This window comes from Enterococcus avium ATCC 14025 (assembly GCF_000406965.1).
GTDB classification, from domain to species: domain Bacteria; phylum Bacillota; class Bacilli; order Lactobacillales; family Enterococcaceae; genus Enterococcus_A; species Enterococcus_A avium.
The window spans coordinates 408,346-426,577 of sequence record NZ_KE136364.1; the positions used below are offsets into that span (position 1 = coordinate 408,346).

Sequence of the window (18,232 nt, forward strand, 5' to 3'; positions counted from 1 at the left end):
ATAGCCTAAGCTGGTCATTTATGACAATAAGAGTGGTACCGCGGGAATTCTCGTCTCTGATGTATTTATACATCAGAGATTTTTTTGTTTTATTTTGACTCTTCAATTCATCAACGAAGCGTTGAGGACTAGTCACTTTTTTATCTTTAGAAAAGTATTTATAAGGAGGAATTTGGATGAATAATAAAGATATCGTTGCACAAGCTGTTTTTGAAGCAGTTAAGGAAAATCTGACATTGCCAGAAGTTGAACGTTTACTAGAAAATCCTAAATCAGTTGATCATGGGGATGTTGCTTTTCCCACATTTGCTTTAGCAAAAGTTTTTCGTAAAGCGCCACAGCAAATTGCTGCAGAATTAGTAGAACAAATCAATCCAGAAGCGTTTGAAAAAATTGAAGTGGTCGGCCCATATTTAAACTTCTTTATGAAAAAAGAAGTTATTTCAAGTATGGTCTTAAAACAAATTCTGAAGGAAGAAAATCATTTTGGTGATAGTAATATTGGAAATGAAGGCAATGTGACGATTGATATGTCTTCACCAAATATTGCAAAACCTATTTCAATGGGGCATTTACGCTCGACCGTTATTGGTAATTCTATCAGCTTGATTCTAAGCAAAATTGGTTATAATCCAATCAAAATCAATCACCTAGGAGACTGGGGAACCCAATTCGGGAAACTGATTGTTGCTTATAAAAAATGGGGATCAGAAGAGAAGGTTAAAGCTGAACCAATCAATGAACTGCTACGTCTATATGTAGAATTTCATGAAAAAGCCGAAGATGAACCGGAGTTGAACGATGAAGCTCGAGCTTGGTTCAAAAAACTGGAAGAAAATGATCAAGAGGCTTTAGACCTATGGAAATGGTTCCGCAGTGAATCGTTGAAAGAGTTCAATAAAATTTACGGTATGCTGGAAGTAGAATTTGATTCCTATAATGGCGAAGCTTTTTATAATGATAAGATGGATGAAGTTGTCACAATGTTGGAAGAAAAACATTTATTACAAACCAACGAGGGAGCCGAAATCGTCGATCTTGAAAAATACGATTTGAATCCCGCATTGATTAAAAAATCCGACGGGGCAACCTTATACATTACACGTGATTTAGCAGCGGCACTTTATCGCAAGCGTGAGTATAATTTTGTTAAATCACTATATGTTGTTGGAAATGAACAAAGTGGGCACTTCAAACAATTGAAAGCTGTTTTGAAGGAAATGGATTTTGATTGGTCAGACGAAATGGTTCATATCCCATTTGGCTTGATTACAAAAGATGGGAAGAAATTGTCTACTCGTAAAGGGAAAATCGTTTTGTTAGAAGAAGTTCTAAATGAAGCAAAAGATTCCGCACTTGCACAAATCCAAGAAAAAAATCCCGATTTGCCAAATAAAGAAGAAGTAGCTCATCAAGTGGGCGTTGGCGCGGTAGTCTTCCATGATTTAAAAAATGATCGTTTAAATAACTTCGATTTTAGTTTAGAAGAAGTAGTACGCTTTGAAGGAGAAACAGGCCCCTACGTTCAATATACTCATGCACGTGCTATGACTGTTTTGGAAAAAGGAAATTTTGCTGTTGATTCAGAAGCAATATATGCTTTAAACGATTCTGATAGTTGGGAAATCATCAAGTTATTGCAAAGCTATCCAGAAGTAGTGATGCAAGCGGCTGATCAGTATGAACCATCTGTGATTGCAAAGCATTCGATTAAACTAGCTCAAGCGTTCAATAAATACTATGCTCACACGAAAATTTTAGTTGAAGATGAACAAAAAGAGGCTCGTTTGGCATTGGTTCATGCTGTAACAATAATCTTGAAAGAGGATCTACGTTTGTTAGGAGTTCACGCACCTAATAAAATGTAGTGTCATAGAATTTGGAAAAGAAGTTGTGAGGATAACCTTGCAACTTCTTTTTGTATTTCAAATTTTTTTGCTGAAACAACACAAACTGTGGTATACTTTGACAAAATAAAAAAGGTGTCAAGACACCTAGGAAGGCGCATTGTATGAAAAAAATTCTTTTTGGATTAGGTTGTCTCGGAATGGTAGGATTATTAGCAGCTTGCGGTCGAGGTCAAGCTGAAAATAAGTCGGAAAAAGAAGAACCTGATCAGAAGATAGCTTTGATCTTAGGTTTTGGTGGCGTAGATGATCGTTCTTTTAATCAGGCTGGTTGGGAAGGCCTTGAAAAATGGGGAGAAGAAAAGGATTTAAAAGCCAAGAAGGATTTCACTTATCTTGAAACGAACGATCCGCAGGAAAACAGTACGAATATTAGTCAGGCAGTTGAAAATGGCTTTACGACAATTATTAGTCTAAGTTATTTACAAGCGGATGCGATTAAAGAAGCGGCCGAACAAAATCCAAAATTAAATTTTGCATTGATTGATGGTGAGATTTCAAATGAAAAGAACATTGTTTCTGCTACATTTAAGGATCAGGAAAGTGCTTATTTAGCTGGATTAGCAGCTGCTTACAGCACTAAAAAGAATCATGTTGGTTTTATTGGTGGAATGGAAGGTCCAGTAATCCAACGGTTTCAGAGTGGGTTCGAGGCGGGAGTCAAAGCCGGGGCTAAGAATCTAGGAAAAAAGATTTCATTTGACGCACAATACGCAGCTTCTTATGACGCTCCAGATAGAGGTAAAGCTATTGCTGCTTCTATGTATAAAGAAGGAGCAGATATTATATATCAAGCTGCAGGAAGCACTGGAGCTGGCGTTTTTCAAGAAGCGAAAGCTCGAAATGAAAACGATAAAACTCAGAAGGTTTGGGTCATTGGAGTAGATCGAGATCAAACAGATGAGGGTGATTACCATATGACTGAAGATAAAATTGGAAATTTCACCTTGACTTCAACTAAAAAGAATGTTGGAGCAGCAGTTAGAAAAATTGCAGCAGCCTCATATGAAAAAGATTTTCCTGGTGGTGAGCATTTAGAGTTTGGTTTAAAGGAAGGCGGAGTAAACCTAACCAAGGGCCAGTTATCTAAAGAAGCCTACGAAGCTGTAACAACGGCTAAAAAACAAATTATAGATGGAAAAATCAAAGTACCTGAAAATTAGTGAAACGCGCTCCTATGAATTAGGGGCGCGTTGTTTTTGAACTGTATGGAAAGTACAAAATTGAATAAATCGCTTTACAGCAGATACATGCATGTCTGAAATCCATCAGCTTTTTCTTATTGCTCAAAAGCTGATGGATTTCGCGCAGCCTTTTATAGATATAGGGAGCTTCCTTACTTTTAAGAGAAAATTGACCGCTGTGAAGGATCTTGCAGAAAAGCAGTGACTTGTTGTGCGTCTGCAGGTGTCCTTGAGATAATAATAATAGTATCAAAACTTGCCATTGTTGCAACAATCAATTCACTCGAAAGATCATCTAGGACAGAAGCCAATAAATGCGCATTATCAGGAAGTGTACTGACGATAGTCATAAATTGAACAGTATCAACCTTGACGATAACATTGTTTGTCATACGTATAAGTCGCTTAATATCATCATCCTCAGTCGGTTCTTGCTGATCTTGGAACAATTCAAAACGTGGCTTGCCGGATTCATCAATTGTTTTTACGATTTTTAGGTCACGAATATCACGTGAAATCGTAGCTTGAGTCGCCGAGACTTGATATTGTTGTAAATAATCCATCAATTCATTTTGATTTCGGATTGCATTTTCTGAAATGATTTTTTTAATTAGTTCGTGTCGATCTTTTTTTCGCATAAAAAAACTCCTTGCCTGTGTAATAGTAGAGCGTTTAAACTCTAAAAAATGATTTAAGGGATAAAGTGAATATCATTCACTTATTTTGGGATTCTTTTTCTGAGATAGGAACGGTATAAATGATAATTATGCACTCAGTATAGCAGAAAAAGATTTTTTAAACAGTATTCCTAACTAAATAATAATTAACAGAAAGCTAAATAAAAAAGATTGATTTATTAAAAAGAGTCTTGTATAATTACTAATTGTGTGTAGGCGACTATACACAAAAAAATCCACATTCTGACTTGATTTATAAGGCGGTGCTGCTTGTCAGTTCCTTATAAAGAAGAGAGCAGGAGAGGAAAACAAAAACCAAATTGGAGGAAACACAAATGTCAGTATTGTCTATGAAACAATTACTAGAAGCCGGCGTACACTTTGGTCATCAAACTCGTCGCTGGAACCCAAAAATGAAGAAATACATCTTCACAGAAAGAAACGGAATCTACATTATTGACTTACAAAAAACAGTTAGATTAGTAGATGCTGCTTACGATTACATGAAAGATGTTGCCGAAGATGGCGGCGTTGCATTGTTCGTAGGTACTAAAAAACAAGCTCAAGAAGCAATCAAAGAAGAAGCAGTTCGCGCTGGACAATTCTATGTTAACCACCGTTGGTTAGGTGGAACTTTAACTAACTGGGATACAATTCAAAAACGTATCGCTCGTTTGAAACAAATCAACGCTATGGAACAAGACGGTACTTTTGAAGTATTGCCTAAAAAAGAAGTTGTTGGTTTGAACAAAGAACGTGAACGTTTAGAAAAATTCTTAGGCGGTATTGCTGATATGCCTCGCATCCCTGATGTTATGTATATCGTTGACCCTCGTAAAGAACGTATCGCTGTTCAAGAAGCTCAAAAATTAAACATTCCAATCGTTGCTATGGTTGATACAAATTGCGACCCAGATGAAATTGACGTAGTTATCCCTTCAAATGATGATGCTATTCGCGCCGTGAAATTAATCACTGCTAAAATGGCTGATGCTTTCATCGAAGGAAACCAAGGGGAAGATCAAGTAGCAGAAGAAGACTTCGTTGCTGAAGATGGCGGACAAGCAACTTCAATCGAAGAAATCGTTGATGTAGTGGAAGGCGACAATGCTTCTACTGAATCAGCTGAATAATTTCGTAGCATATGCTGCTTCAAAGTAAATATTTTCCTTTGAAGCAGCTTTTTTAGAAAATCTAAGGAGGCCCTTAAAAATGGCAGACGTAACAGCTAAAATGGTAAAAGAACTACGCGATATGACTGGCGTAGGAATGATGGATGCAAAACGCGCATTAGTAGAAGTAGAAGGCGATATTGAAAAAGCTGTGGATCTTTTACGCGAAAAAGGTATGGCTAAAGCAGCTAAGAAAAATGACCGTATTGCTGCTGAAGGTTTAGCTTCAGTTGCGATTCATGGAAACACTGCAGCAATCGTGGAAGTGAATTCTGAAACGGACTTCGTTTCTAAAAACGAAATGTTCCAAGACTTAGTGAAAGAAATCGCATCTTTAGTTGCTGAACATAAACCTGCTGACATGGAAGCAGCAATGAAATTAACAAACGCTAAAGGTGAAACTTTAGAAGCAGCTTTGATCGAAGCAACACAAGTTATTGGTGAAAAAATCAACTTCCGTCGTTTTGAAGTTGTAGAAAAAGAAGACAATGCAGCATTTGGCGGATATCTGCACATGGGTGGACGTATCGCTGTTTTAGCTCTATTGAACGGCACAACTGACGAGTCAGTTGCAAAAGATGTTGCTATGCATGTGGCAGCAATCAACCCTCGTTACGTAAATGAAAGTCAAATTCCAGAATCAGAATTAGAACATGAAAAAGCTGTTCTTACTGAGCAAGCATTAAACGAAGGTAAACCAGCTAATATTGTTGAGAAAATGGTTGTTGGTCGTTTGAATAAATTTAAAGCAGAAATCGCTTTGGTTGACCAACCATTCGTTAAAGATCCAGACATGACTGTTGAAAAATATGTATCTTCTAAAGGTGCGACAGTTGCAAGCTTCGTTCGTTTTGAAGTAGGTGAAGGGATCGAAAAACGCGAAGACAACTTTGTAGAAGAAGTTATGAGTCAAATTAAAAAATAATTCTGTTTTTAAACAGTCGGGAACGCACGGCAAATGTGCGCTCCCTTTTTTTAAGCAAATTCAAATTTGGCTGGCTTCAAAGACAGAGTATGCTAAAATATCATTAGAGTGACAGTGGAGGTATTGTGATGAATGAACCAAAGTATAAACGTGTAGTATTGAAACTCAGCGGAGAAGCATTGGCAGGCGATGAAAAATTCGGTATCAAACCGCCGGTGATCCAAGAAATCGTGGAGGAAATAAAAGAAGTTCACGATCTAGGGATTGAAATGGCAATTATTGTTGGCGGTGGAAACATTTGGCGTGGACAAATTGGTGCTGAAATGGGGATGGAACGTGCACAAGCGGATTATATGGGCATGTTGGCAACAGTAATGAATGCTTTAGCGTTGCAAGATGCGTTGGAAAATATCGACGTACCCACTCGTGTTCAAACATCAATTGAAATGCGTCAAATTGCTGAACCTTATATTCGGCGTAAAGCAGAGCGTCATCTTGAAAAGGGACGTATTGTCATTTTTGCTGGTGGTACAGGAAATCCTTATTTTTCAACTGATACGACAGCGGCATTAAGAGCAGCAGAGGTAAATGCTGATGTGATCTTCATGGCTAAGAATAACGTCGACGGTGTTTATTCAGCTGATCCAAAACTTGATGAAAATGCAGTGAAATATGAAGAACTAACTCATTTAGATGTCATCGCTAAAGGATTGCAAGTGATGGATTCAACGGCGAGCTCATTAAGTATGGACAATGATATTCCACTTGTTGTCTTTAATTTAAATGAACCAGGAAATATCAAACGTGTTGTACTCGGTGAAAACATCGGGACGACGGTAAGGGGGAAATAACATGGCAGATGCAGTAATGAATGAAGCAAGAGACAAAATGAAGAAGGCCCAAGAAGCGTTGCAACGTCAACTAGGTCAAATTCGTGCAGGACGTGCGAATGCGAGTTTACTTGACCGCATCACAGTTGATTATTATGGGGTGCCAACGCCTGTTAATCAGATGGCATCAATTACGATTCCTGAAGCCCGTGTGTTAATGGTTACACCATTTGATAAAAATATGATCAATGACGTAGAAAAAGCTATTTTGGCTAGTGATATTGGGTTGAATCCGGCTAACGACGGGAATGTGATTCGTTTAGTAATTCCTCAACTAACAGAAGAACGACGAAAAGAACTAGCTAAAGAAGTAAAGAAAGAATCAGAAGGTGCAAAAATTGCTGTCCGTAACATTCGCCGTGATGCAATGGATGAGTACAAAAAACAACAAAAAAATGGCGATATGACAGAAGACGATTTGCGTAATGCCGAAAAAGATATTCAAACATTGACAGATGATAATATCAAAGCGATTGATTCCATCGTTGCTGAAAAAGAAAAAGAATTACTAGAAGTTTAATCCAAAAAAACCTGAAGAATCGTTCTTCAGGCTTTTTTATTGCTAAGAAAAATCATTGAAAAAGGCTAAAGGTATTTATTTTTCGTAGGAATAACTGCATTTTATTGTTATAATGGCAGATGACTTTTTAAAAGTATTTTTAAGTTATTGACTTAATAAAGGAGGGAAAAACATGGTGTTACGATTTTTTCCACAAAAGCAAAAATATACACCAGAAGAATCGTCCTTTTCTTTCGATCCTAATAATGCAATTCCAAAACACATTGCAATCATTATGGATGGAAATGGCCGGTGGGCACAAAATCGTCGTTTGCCAAGGATCGCTGGGCACAAAGAGGGCATGGAAACAGTAAAAAAAATTACGAAGCATGCCAATCGCCTTGGGGTAAAAGTGTTAACGCTGTATGCTTTCTCAACTGAGAATTGGAAACGTCCAGAAGAGGAAGTAAATTTTTTAATGCAGCTTCCAGTAGATTTTTTTGATACTTTTGTTCCAGAATTAATTGAAGAAAATGTACAGGTTCACGTGATGGGATATGAGGAGTATTTGCCTGCCCACACACAAGACGCAGTGAAACGGGCGATTGAGCAAACAGCACAAAATGATGGGTTGGTTTTAAACTTTGCTCTTAATTATGGTAGTCGCGCTGAGATCATTACGGCGATCCAACAAATCGCTGAAGAAGTTAAAAATGAAGAACTTGCAGTTCAAGAGATTAACGATGATATTGTTGGAGATCATTTGATGACAGGATTTCTACCTAACGAACTTCGAGACCCTGAGCTAGTCGTACGTACGAGTGGTGAAGAACGGATTAGTAATTTCTTACTTTGGCAATTGGCCTATAGCGAATTATATTTTACCAAAGCCTTATGGCCAGATTTTGACGGAGACCATTTAGAAGCGGCGATTGCTTCCTTCCAACAAAGAAATCGGCGTTTTGGTGGATTGAATAAGGATACAAGTTCCACCTAAGTTTTGGGTCATCAGTAAAATAGTTGATACTTTAACTTAATTATAGAATGAATACTTTGAGTTTAACAAGGAGGATAAGAAATGAGACAGCGAGTCATTACCGCAGTTGTCGCCCTAGCGATTTTTATTCCAATTCTGTATATCGGAGGTATTGCAGTCGAATTAGCGGCAGCAGTTTTGGCAGGAATAGGAGTGTATGAGCTTTTTCGCATGAAAGGACTTGCAATTTTGAGCTTTGAAGGTGTTCTTGCAATTTTTGGGGCAATCTTTTTGGTCTTACCAGCGGAGCGTTGGCTGCCATTTTTAAGCGGCAACAATAGTAATTTTCTTTTATTTTATTTAACAGTAATGATTATTTTAGGTTTTTCAGTTGTTTCTAAAAATACTTACACTATAGATGAAGCTGGTTTTCCCGTCGTAGCAAGTCTATACGTCGGTGTTGGGTTTCAAAATTTAGTTACAGCACGAGCAGAGGGATTATCTATTTTACTTTTTGCGTTCTTTGTTGTTTGGGCAACAGATATCGGTGCATATATGGTGGGACGTCAATTTGGCAAACATAAATTATGGCCAGAAATTTCTCCCAATAAAACGATTGAAGGCGCTCTAGGAGGAATTGCTAGTGCGGTTGTAGTAGCTATAGTGTTTTTCTTAGTGCAACCAGAGATTTTTCAGCATAATTTATTGACAATGATTCTCTTCACAATAGTATTTTCAGTTGTTGGACAATTTGGAGATTTAGTGGAATCAGCAATCAAGCGTCACTATGATGTAAAAGACTCAGGGACTATTTTACCTGGTCATGGTGGAATCTTGGATCGTTTCGACAGTATGCTGTTTGTTTTTCCCATGATGCATTTACTAGGAGTATTTTAAAAAGAGTGGCAACACTCTTTTTTTTTGAGTAAATTTAAATACCTGCGACAACCAAAAATTTTTCTGAAAAAATTTATTATAAAATTATTTTCAAGCAGCGTCTCTTTCTGATTTACAATTAATAGATTTGCTTGAACTGAAAAATAGTAAAATATATTGTTTTGTTGCAGCAACTCAAAGAAACTATTTTTTACCGAAGTTCTTTTTTTAAATTTTCTATGAATTGGTCAGTTAATGAATATCTTATTGTCAGATTGTGATAAACTGTCTCTAAGAAACTAATGAAGGTAGGAAAATTATGCGTACGATTATTACGTTTTTAATCGTTTTTGGTGTTCTAGTGATCGTTCATGAATTCGGGCATTTTTTCTTTGCGAAACGCTCAGGGATTCTAGTCCGAGAATTTTCGATCGGAATGGGGCCAAAATTGATTGCTCACATGGGCAAGGATGGAACAACTTATACACTACGTCTATTGCCAATTGGCGGATATGTAAGGATGGCTGGTCTTGAAGATGAAGAAACTGAATTAAGTCCGGGAATGCCATTATCGGTTGAATTGACTCCTAAAAATGAAGTGAGGCGAATTAACGTCAGCAAGAAAGTTCAATTGCCTAACAGTATCCCGATGGAACTGATTTCAGCTGATCTTGTTGATGATTTAGTAATTAAAGGATATGTAAATGGTGATGAAAGTCAAGAGATGACTTACAAGGTTCAACATGATGCGACTGTGATTGAAGAGAACGGCACAGAAGTTCGAATTGCACCACGAGACGTTCAGTTTCAATCAGCGAAGCTGGGTTCACGTATTTTGACCAATTTCGCTGGACCGATGAATAACTTTATTTTAACCGTGGTATTATTTATTGCGCTAGCGTTTTTGCAAGGTGGTGTAGCGGTTTATAACACTAATCAAATTGGTGAGGTTCAGGAAAATAGTCCAGCTGCTACGGCTGGCTTAGAGGATAATGATACGATTTTGGCGGTTGACGGGAAGAAGATTTCTTCATGGGATGATCTAACAAACACAGTTACAAAAAAGCCGGGGAAAGAATTAACTGTGTTGATTGAGCAAGATGGCAAAGAAAAGACTGTTCAAATGACACCAAAGACAATAAAAAGCAATGGTGAAAAGGTCGGGCAAATTGGCGTCGGACCTTATATGAAAACGGGCTTTGGCGATAAAGTCATTGGAGGATTGACTCAATCATGGGACATGGTCAAGAGAATCTTTAGTGCTTTAGGGTCTTTGTTCACAGGATTTAGTTTAGATAAACTAGGTGGTCCAGTAATGATGTACCAGATGTCGGCAGAAGCCTCTCGAGCAGGGGTTAAAACGGTTATTTATTTGATGGCTTTATTATCGGTTAACTTGGGAATTGTCAATCTGTTACCTATACCCGCCTTTGATGGCGGAAAAATTCTTCTAAATCTAATTGAGGGGATACGCGGCAAACCACTTGATCCAGATAAGGAAGGCATGATTACTATGATCGGTTTTGGTTTTATTATGCTTCTGATGATTCTAGTTACGTGGAACGATATTCAGCGTTTCTTCTTTTAAAATGAAAGGATCGAAATTTTTTCGGTCCTTTTTCTAATGCAATCATAAAAAAAAACAGGTATACTGAAACATACTTGAAAAAGTGAAGGAGATGTCATTTTGTCTAAGAATCGTGAACTATTTGAAAATTTATTACGACAAATTGAATTGGCCGAGACGGAACAGCAACATCCGATGATCCAGGGATCAGAGATCAAAGAAGTGATTGTTCATGAGAAATCACGTGTGTGGGAATTTTTTATTCAAACACCACAAATTTTGCCAGCAAAATTATTCTATGCATTCCATCAAAAGCTGCAAATAGCATTTCAATCAATCGCGTCAGTGAAATTACATATTATTCCAGAAGACAATCAGTTTGAGGAAGAGCTTCTGCAAAACTATTGGCAAATGGCTTTGACTGAACAGGATTGCGATACACCGTTAGTTAAGCAGGTTTTGAGTAAACCCTTGCCTTTGATTCAAGGAAAACGAATTGTTTTGCTAATTGATAATGAAACAGTCATTCCATTTTTGAAACAGCAGTATTTACCATTGATTGAAGAAAATTTAGTTTCTTATGGATTTCCACATTTGCGAATCGATCCTGAAGTTGATAAGGAACAGGCAGATAAAAAATTACAGGAATTTGAAGTACGAAAACAAGAGCAGGCGCAAGCAATGCAAGAACAAGCTGCTGCTAGCTTAGCTCAATATGAATCGAAGAAAAAAGAGCAGAAAGAAAGTGCCGCTCATTTTGATGGACCTATCCAAATGGGTCGGAATATTCCAGCAGATGAACCCATTACTCCGATGGGAAATATCATTGAAGAGGAACGACGTATTACGATTGAAGGGTTTATCTTTGATAAGGAAGTCCGCGAGTTACGTTCTAAACGAAAGATTCTGATCTTAAAGATGACTGATTATACCTCCTCATTTGTAGTAAAGAAATTTTCTAACGGCGAAAAAGATGAAGCAATTTTTGAAGCTATCGCAAATAAAAGCTGGATTCGTGTAAGAGGAAGTGTTCAGGAAGATACCTTTATGCGTGACCTTGTCATGAATGCTCAAGACATTCAAGAGGTTAAACACCCAGAGCGTCAGGATACTGCGACAGAAAAACGTTCTGAGCTGCATTTGCATACGAATATGAGTACGATGGATGCTATCAACAGTGCTAGTGACCTAGTCGCTCAAGCTGGAAAATGGGGACATAAAGCTATTGCTATAACAGATCATGGGGGGGCCCAATCATTTCCCGAAGCTCATGCGGCAGGAAAAAAGGCTGGTGTGAAGATTCTTTACGGCGTTGAAGCAAATGTCGTTTCTGATGGGGTACCAATTGCTTACAATGATGCGCATGAATCACTAACAGACGCTACTTATGTTGTGTTTGACGTGGAAACAACTGGGTTATCTGCGGTATACGACACAATCATTGAATTGGCCGCGGTTAAGATGCATAAAGGAAACGTGATTGATACGTTTGAAGAATTCATTGATCCAGGTCACCCATTATCAGAAACAACGATCAATTTAACTGGAATCACCGACGAAATGGTGCGTGGATCAAAACCAGAAAAAGAAGTTATGGAGCTGTTTGAAAAATTTTGCGAAGGAGCGATTTTAGTCGCCCATAATGCAACATTCGATATTGGCTTTATTAATACAACATATGTCCGACATAATATGCCCGAAACTCCAAATCCGGTAATTGATACATTGGAATTGGCACGTTTCTTATACCCTGAGTTTAAGCGATTTGGTTTAGGTGTCTTAACTAAGAAATTCGGTGTTAATCTGGAACAACATCACCGAGCAGTATATGATGCAGAAGCAACTGGCCATTTAGCTTGGATTTTTGTTAAAGAGGCAATCGAAAAACATGGGATGAATTACCATGATCAGCTAAACGATCACGTTGGTGAAGGGGATTCGTATAAACGAGCGCGTCCATTCCATGCAACGATTTTGGCGAAGAATCAGGCAGGTTTAAAAGATCTATTCAAACTAATTTCTATGTCTAATGTGGAATACTTTGAACGAGTTCCACGAATTCCGCGTTCACAATTAAATAAATTGCGAGAAAATCTTTTGATAGGTTCGGCTTGTTCACAAGGTGAAATCTTTGAAGCGATGATGCAAAAAGGGGTAGAAGAAGCTAAAAATCGTGCCGCCTTTTATGATTATATTGAAGTGATGCCTAAGGCTGTTTATGCCCCTTTGATTGAACAAGAGCTGGTGAAGAATGAGGCGGATTTAGAAGATATTTTACGTAATCTAATTCAAATTGGTAAAGACTTAAATAAAACAGTTGTTGCTACAGGAGATGTTCATTATTTAAATAAGGAAGATGCAATCTATCGGAAAATTTTGATCAGTTCAATGGGTGGGGCTAATCCGTTGAACCGTCACAGTCTACCAGATGTTCACTTCCGTACGACAGATGAAATGCTGCAGGCATTCAGTTTCTTAGGTCCAGAACTAGCAAAAGAAATTGTTGTTGATGGTCCTGATAAAATTGTCGAGAGCTGTGAAGAAATCATTCCGGTCAAGGATGACTTGTATACTCCTAAAATTCCTGGCTCTGAAGAAGAGATCAAGGATCTAAGTTATAATCGGGCACGAGAGCTTTATGGCGATCCATTACCAGATATTATTGAGAAACGTTTAGAAAAAGAACTTACTTCGATCATCGGGAATGGCTTCTCGGTTATCTATTTGATTGCTCAAAAGTTGGTGCATAAGAGTAATGCTGACGGTTATTTGGTTGGTTCGCGTGGGTCTGTAGGTTCAAGCTTTGTGGCTACAATGACAGGGATTACCGAAGTGAATCCCTTGCCGCCGCACTATTATTGTCCTGAATGTCAGTATTCTGAGTTTTTTGAAGATGGTTCCTATGGTTCGGGCTTTGATATGCCGGAGAAAGCTTGTCCAAAATGTGGCGCTCGATTAAATAAAGATGGACATGATATTCCATTCGAAACTTTCCTAGGATTCCATGGTGATAAGGTGCCCGATATTGATTTGAATTTTTCGGGCGATTATCAGGCTGAGGCTCATAATTATACGAAGGTTCTGTTTGGCGAGGACTATGTTTATCGTGCTGGTACGATCGGTACAGTGGCGGATAAGACGGCGTACGGATTCGTCAAGGGTTATGAACGAGATCATAATCTGCATTTTAGGAATGCTGAAGTCGATCGTCTTGCCAAAGGTGCTACTGGGGTTAAGCGAACAACAGGACAGCATCCAGGTGGGATCATCGTAATTCCAGACTATATGGATGTTTATGATTTTACACCGATTCAGTATCCAGCAGACGATCAAAATTCTGAATGGAAAACAACGCATTTTGATTTTCACTCGATTCATGATAATGTTTTAAAACTCGATATTCTGGGACACGATGACCCAACAGTGATTCGAATGTTGCAAGAATTATCTGGAGTCGATCCTAAAACGATTCCGACGGATGATCCAGAAGTTATGAAGATTTTTGCTGGGCCACAGGTTTTAGGTGTGGAAGCTGATCAAATTTATTCGAAGACTGGTACGTTGGGAATTCCTGAGTTTGGAACACGATTTGTTCGCGGGATGTTGGAAGAAACGAGCCCGACGACTTTTGCCGAATTATTGCAAATCTCTGGGTTGTCTCATGGTACTGACGTTTGGTTAGGAAATGCGGAAGAATTGATCAGCCGTGGGGAAGCAAACTTAGCTGAGGTTATCGGTTGTCGGGATGATATCATGGTATATTTAATTCATGCAGGATTAGATAGCGGAATGGCCTTCAAGATTATGGAAACTGTGCGTAAAGGCCAGTGGAATAAAATTGATGATGGGTTACGTGAAACGTATTTGACTGCAATGAAAGAAAACAACGTTCCAGATTGGTATATTGATTCTTGTTCGAAAATCAAGTACATGTTCCCAAAAGCCCATGCGGCAGCTTATGTGTTGATGGCATTACGGGTAGCGTACTTTAAAGTGTATTTCCCAATTCTTTATTATTGTGCCTATTTCTCTGTTCGTGCGGATGATTTTGATTTGGTTGCGATGGCTAAAGGAAAAGATGCGGTGAAGGCCGCAATGAAGGCAATCACAGATAAAGGTATGGACGCATCCACGAAGGAAAAAAATCAGCTGACTGTCTTGGAATTGTGTAATGAAATGTTGGAGCGAGATTTTCATTTTGGCATGATCGATTTATACAAGTCAGATGCTCAAGATTTTGTGATTGACGGGGACACATTGATTGCGCCATTTCGTGCCGTACCTGGACTTGGTTTGAACGTGGCCAAACAAATTGTTGAAGCACGTAAAGACGGTATTTTCTTATCGAAGGAAGATTTGGCCTCACGTGGTAAAGTTTCGAAGACCTTGATTGAGTATATGGATACTCATGGTGTTTTGAAAGATTTGCCAGATGAAAACCAACTGTCACTCTTTGATATGTAAAGAAAAGGATAAGTTCAATAAAAAAAATGAAAGAAAATTCCATCATGAAAATGACACGGTTGAATTTTCAATAGAATTGTGCTAGTATAACAATGTAATCATAGACTGATGGTGAGTGAGCGGAATTTTCGCTCACTCTTTTTAATGGATTAAAGGAGGCTGACAGTTTGAGCAGTGTAGTCGAAACAGTGACTGACTTAGTAACACCGATCTTGGATGAACAAAATTTTGAGTTAGTCGAGGTTGAATTTGTCAAGGAAGGGAAAAGTTGGTTTTTAAGAGTATTTATTGATAAAGAAGGTGGTATCGACATTGAAGAATGTGCTTTTGTTAGCGAAAAGCTTAGTGAAAAGCTGGATTCGATTGATCCTGATCCAATTCCACAAGCATATTTCCTTGAGGTTTCTTCACCAGGAGCCGAACGCCCATTGAAAAAAGAAGAGGATTACCAAAAAGCGATGGGAGAATACATTAATATTTCACTTTATCAAAATATTGATGGAGAAAAACAATATCAAGGATTTTTAAAAGAATTGACTGATGATGAACTGACATTAACTGTCAAAATTAAAACGCGTACGAAAGATATGGTCTTTGATCGTAAAAATATTGCAAAGGCGCGTTTTGCGATCGAGTTTTAGTAAATGAAACGTTTCATTAACAGGAACTAGAATGTCAATTCCGCTTTTCACAACGATTCAGTTTTACCGCTTTAGTGGAATGATACATGCGATGAAGATCAAACCTATTTTTCTTTGAAGAATAGATTCGTTAATATGAATTAGGAGGAAAGTTAAAATGAGTAAAGAAATGCTGAATGCGTTGGATACTCTAGAAGCAGAAAAAGGTATTTCGAAAGAAATCGTAATTGATGCATTGGAAGCGGCATTAGTATCTGCTTACAAACGTCATTACGGACAATCTCAAAATGTTGAAGTGGAATTCAATGAAAAGAAAGGTGATATTCATGTTTATGCCGTGAAAGAAGTAACGGAAGAAGTCATGGATTCACAATTGGAAGTGTCATTGAAAGATGCGATGGAAATCAATCCAGCGTATGAAATTGGTGATACGATCCGTTTTGAAGTAACACCAAAGGATTTTGGTCGAATTGCTGCTCAGACGGCAAAACAAGTAATTTTACAACGTGTCCGTGAAGCAGAACGCAGTATTATCTATAACGAATACAGCGCCTACGAAAAAGATATTATGCAAGGTGTAGTAGAACGTCAAGATAATCGCTACATCTATGTAAACTTAGGGAAGATTGAAGCCGTTCTATCAAAACAAGACCAAATGCCAAATGAGCATTATAAACCTCATGATCGTATTAAAGTGTATGTTTCACGAGTAGAAAATACGTCAAAAGGCCCGCAAGTATTTGTAAGTCGTAGTCACCCTGATTTGTTGCGCCGCTTATTTGAACAGGAAATTCCAGAAGTCTATGATGGAATTGTAGAGATTGTCAGCATTGCTCGTGAGGCTGGTGATCGTGCAAAAGTTGCTGTTCGTTCAACAGATCCTAACATTGATCCAGTTGGAACCTGTGTGGGACCAAAAGGACAACGTGTACAAGCAATTGTAAATGAATTAAAAGGTGAGAACATGGACATTGTTGAGTGGGATGAAGATCCAGCAGTATTTATCGCAAACTCCTTAAATCCTGCGCAAGTAGAAGATGTTATCTTTGATATCGACAATCCAAAAGTTTGCACCGTAGTAGTTCCGGATTATCAGTTGTCGTTAGCTATCGGTAAGCGTGGGCAAAACGCTCGTTTAGCGGCTAAATTAACGGCTCACAAGATTGATATTAAATCAGAGTCTGATATGGAAGAATTTTATGCGAACTATGATGAATCAGAAGTAGAAGAAATCGTAACTGAGATTGAAGAAATCACTTCAGAAGTAGAAGCGATTGAAACTGAAGTTGAAGATATTGAATCAGAAGCGGAAGTTACAGTTGATAATATGATTGAAGACGAAGAAAACATTGCTTCTGATCAAACGGACCAATAATTCATTAGGAGGACAGCAAATGAAAAAAAGAAAAGTTCCTTTGCGAAAATCGGTCGTTTCCGGTGAAATGTTCCCAAAGAAAGAATTGATTCGAATCGCTAAATCCAAAGAAGGAGAAGTTTCCATTGATCCTTCAGGTAAGAAACCAGGACGAGGTGCTTATGTTGCGCTAGAACCAGCTGAAGTCGAGGAAGCATGGAAAAAACATATCTTGGACCGTACGCTTGGCACCGAATTAAGTGATGATTTTTATCAAGAACTACTTGATTATGTGAAACACCAAAAAGCCAGAAAAGAGCTCTTCGGCAATGAATAAACAGAAGGCCTTGAACATGTTAGGCCTTGCAATGCGTGCAGGCAAACTGATCACAGGAGAAGAAATGACAATTAATGAGATTCGCAAAAGGAAAGTAAATCTCGTTATTGTCACCATTGATGCGAGTGAAAACACTCAAAAGAAAGTATCAGATAAAAGTAAGTATTATCAAACGACATGTTTTGTCGAATTTACTCAAGGGGAGATTTTAGGCGCGATTGGCAAACCTAGAAAAGTAATCGGGGTTTTAGACCAAGGATTCGCCGACAAAATTATGACGTTAATAACAGGTTAGGAAGGTGATTGCATGGGAAATAAAAGAGTATACGAATTTGCAAAAGAAGTGAATCAATCAAGTAAGGATGTTGTAGAAAAAGCACAAACTTTGGGGATTGATGTGAAAAATCATATGGGTTCATTATCCGGGGATGATGAATCAAAATTGAAACAAGCTTTTTCTAGCAAACCGAAACAAAATACTCAGGCAAAACCATCAGCTAACCAGCACGAAAAACCAAAATTCCATGGAAAGAGCTCGAAGAACAACCCAAATTTCCAGAATAGAAAAGGAAATAAAGAATTGACACAAAACAATAGACAGAACAACTCAGCGAACGCAAACCGTTCAAACCAAGGACACCAACGTCCAGCACAAGGCAACGCAAACAATGCACAACGCCAAAATCAAGGGCAACGTCCAGCACAAGGCAATGCAAACAATGCGCAGCGTCAAAATCAAGGGCAACGTCCAGCACAAGGCAAT

Annotated in this window: 16 protein-coding genes; 15 read left to right on the top strand and 1 reads right to left on the bottom strand. The window is 38.3% G+C overall.

The window, feature by feature from the left end; all coding sequences use genetic code 11:
* The first annotated feature begins 176 nt into the window (after positions 1-176).
* Positions 177-1,868: an arginine--tRNA ligase gene (gene argS, locus OMU_RS14820; RefSeq protein ID WP_016180697.1), complete on the top strand. Its 1,692-nt coding sequence runs from the start codon at positions 177-179 to the stop codon at positions 1,866-1,868.
* A gap of 143 nt (positions 1,869-2,011) precedes the next feature.
* Positions 2,012-3,070: a BMP family lipoprotein gene (locus OMU_RS14825; RefSeq protein ID WP_016180698.1), complete on the top strand. Its 1,059-nt coding sequence runs from the start codon at positions 2,012-2,014 to the stop codon at positions 3,068-3,070.
* A gap of 179 nt (positions 3,071-3,249) precedes the next feature.
* On the opposite strand, the gene OMU_RS14830 is transcribed toward OMU_RS14825, so the two are convergent.
* Positions 3,250-3,729: an arginine repressor gene (locus OMU_RS14830; RefSeq protein WP_016180699.1), complete on the bottom strand. Its 480-nt coding sequence runs from the start codon at positions 3,727-3,729 to the stop codon at positions 3,250-3,252.
* A 374-nt stretch (positions 3,730-4,103) separates the two neighbouring features.
* On the opposite strand from OMU_RS14830, the gene rpsB reads away from it, so the two are divergent.
* From rpsB to OMU_RS23590, 13 genes are all read left to right on the top strand, one after another.
* Positions 4,104-4,901, top strand: a complete 798-nt coding sequence (gene rpsB / locus OMU_RS14835) for a 30S ribosomal protein S2 (protein ID WP_016180700.1) — start codon at positions 4,104-4,106, stop codon at positions 4,899-4,901.
* Positions 4,902-4,980: 79 nt separating this feature from the next.
* A complete protein-coding gene (gene tsf, locus OMU_RS14840; protein WP_016180701.1) occupies positions 4,981-5,865 on the top strand; it encodes a translation elongation factor Ts in 885 nt (294 codons plus the stop codon).
* A 128-nt stretch (positions 5,866-5,993) separates the two neighbouring features.
* On the top strand, positions 5,994-6,716 hold the full coding sequence (gene pyrH, locus OMU_RS14845; RefSeq protein ID WP_016180702.1) for a UMP kinase: 723 nt from the start codon (positions 5,994-5,996) through the stop codon (positions 6,714-6,716).
* A 1-nt stretch (position 6,717) separates the two neighbouring features.
* Entirely contained in the window at positions 6,718-7,275 is a 558-nt protein-coding gene (gene frr, locus OMU_RS14850; RefSeq protein ID WP_016180703.1) for a ribosome recycling factor, read from the top strand.
* 175 nt (positions 7,276-7,450) lie between these two features.
* Positions 7,451-8,251, top strand: a complete 801-nt coding sequence (gene uppS, locus OMU_RS14855; protein ID WP_034876389.1) for an undecaprenyl pyrophosphate synthase — start codon at positions 7,451-7,453, stop codon at positions 8,249-8,251.
* An 81-nt stretch (positions 8,252-8,332) separates the two neighbouring features.
* Positions 8,333-9,127, top strand: coding sequence for a phosphatidate cytidylyltransferase (locus OMU_RS14860; RefSeq protein WP_016180705.1), 795 nt, complete (start codon positions 8,333-8,335; stop codon positions 9,125-9,127).
* A gap of 298 nt (positions 9,128-9,425) precedes the next feature.
* Positions 9,426-10,694, top strand: coding sequence for an RIP metalloprotease RseP (rseP, locus tag OMU_RS14865; RefSeq protein ID WP_016180706.1), 1,269 nt, complete (start codon positions 9,426-9,428; stop codon positions 10,692-10,694).
* Between the two features lie 99 nt (positions 10,695-10,793).
* Positions 10,794-15,137 (top strand): PolC-type DNA polymerase III, encoded by a 4,344-nt coding sequence (locus OMU_RS14870; protein ID WP_016180707.1) that lies wholly within the window; start codon positions 10,794-10,796, stop codon positions 15,135-15,137.
* A gap of 167 nt (positions 15,138-15,304) precedes the next feature.
* Positions 15,305-15,778: a ribosome maturation factor RimP gene (gene rimP, locus OMU_RS14875; RefSeq protein WP_016180708.1), complete on the top strand. Its 474-nt coding sequence runs from the start codon at positions 15,305-15,307 to the stop codon at positions 15,776-15,778.
* Between the two features lie 157 nt (positions 15,779-15,935).
* Positions 15,936-17,153: a transcription termination factor NusA gene (gene nusA, locus OMU_RS14880; protein WP_016180709.1), complete on the top strand. Its 1,218-nt coding sequence runs from the start codon at positions 15,936-15,938 to the stop codon at positions 17,151-17,153.
* A gap of 19 nt (positions 17,154-17,172) precedes the next feature.
* On the top strand, positions 17,173-17,469 hold the full coding sequence (gene rnpM / locus OMU_RS14885; protein WP_010780369.1) for an RNase P modulator RnpM: 297 nt from the start codon (positions 17,173-17,175) through the stop codon (positions 17,467-17,469).
* Positions 17,462-17,764: a L7Ae/L30e/S12e/Gadd45 family ribosomal protein gene (locus OMU_RS14890; RefSeq protein ID WP_034876266.1), complete on the top strand. Its 303-nt coding sequence runs from the start codon at positions 17,462-17,464 to the stop codon at positions 17,762-17,764. The genes rnpM and OMU_RS14890 overlap by 8 nt, the downstream gene beginning before the upstream one ends.
* A 12-nt stretch (positions 17,765-17,776) precedes the next feature.
* A partial coding sequence (locus tag OMU_RS23590; protein ID WP_016180711.1) for a translation initiation factor IF-2 N-terminal domain-containing protein occupies positions 17,777-18,232 on the top strand: 456 nt, incomplete at its 3' end.

Excerpts from the sequence above, each read along its gene's own strand:
- argS (WP_016180697.1), top strand. The coding sequence starts at position 177 with ATGAATAATAAAGATATCGTTGCACAAGCTGTTTTTGAAGCAGTTAAG.
- frr (WP_016180703.1), top strand. The coding sequence starts at position 6,718 with ATGGCAGATGCAGTAATGAATGAAGCAAGAGACAAAATGAAGAAGGCC.
- OMU_RS14825 (WP_016180698.1), top strand. The coding sequence starts at position 2,012 with ATGAAAAAAATTCTTTTTGGATTAGGTTGTCTCGGAATGGTAGGATTA.
- rpsB (WP_016180700.1), top strand. The coding sequence starts at position 4,104 with ATGTCAGTATTGTCTATGAAACAATTACTAGAAGCCGGCGTACACTTT.
- nusA (WP_016180709.1), top strand. The coding sequence starts at position 15,936 with ATGAGTAAAGAAATGCTGAATGCGTTGGATACTCTAGAAGCAGAAAAA.
- rseP (WP_016180706.1), top strand. The coding sequence starts at position 9,426 with ATGCGTACGATTATTACGTTTTTAATCGTTTTTGGTGTTCTAGTGATC.
- pyrH (WP_016180702.1), top strand. The coding sequence starts at position 5,994 with ATGAATGAACCAAAGTATAAACGTGTAGTATTGAAACTCAGCGGAGAA.
- OMU_RS14830 (WP_016180699.1), bottom strand. The coding sequence starts at position 3,729 with ATGCGAAAAAAAGATCGACACGAACTAATTAAAAAAATCATTTCAGAA.
- tsf (WP_016180701.1), top strand. The coding sequence starts at position 4,981 with ATGGCAGACGTAACAGCTAAAATGGTAAAAGAACTACGCGATATGACT.
- rnpM (WP_010780369.1), top strand. The coding sequence starts at position 17,173 with ATGAAAAAAAGAAAAGTTCCTTTGCGAAAATCGGTCGTTTCCGGTGAA.
- OMU_RS14890 (WP_034876266.1), top strand. The coding sequence starts at position 17,462 with ATGAATAAACAGAAGGCCTTGAACATGTTAGGCCTTGCAATGCGTGCA.
- OMU_RS14860 (WP_016180705.1), top strand. The coding sequence starts at position 8,333 with ATGAGACAGCGAGTCATTACCGCAGTTGTCGCCCTAGCGATTTTTATT.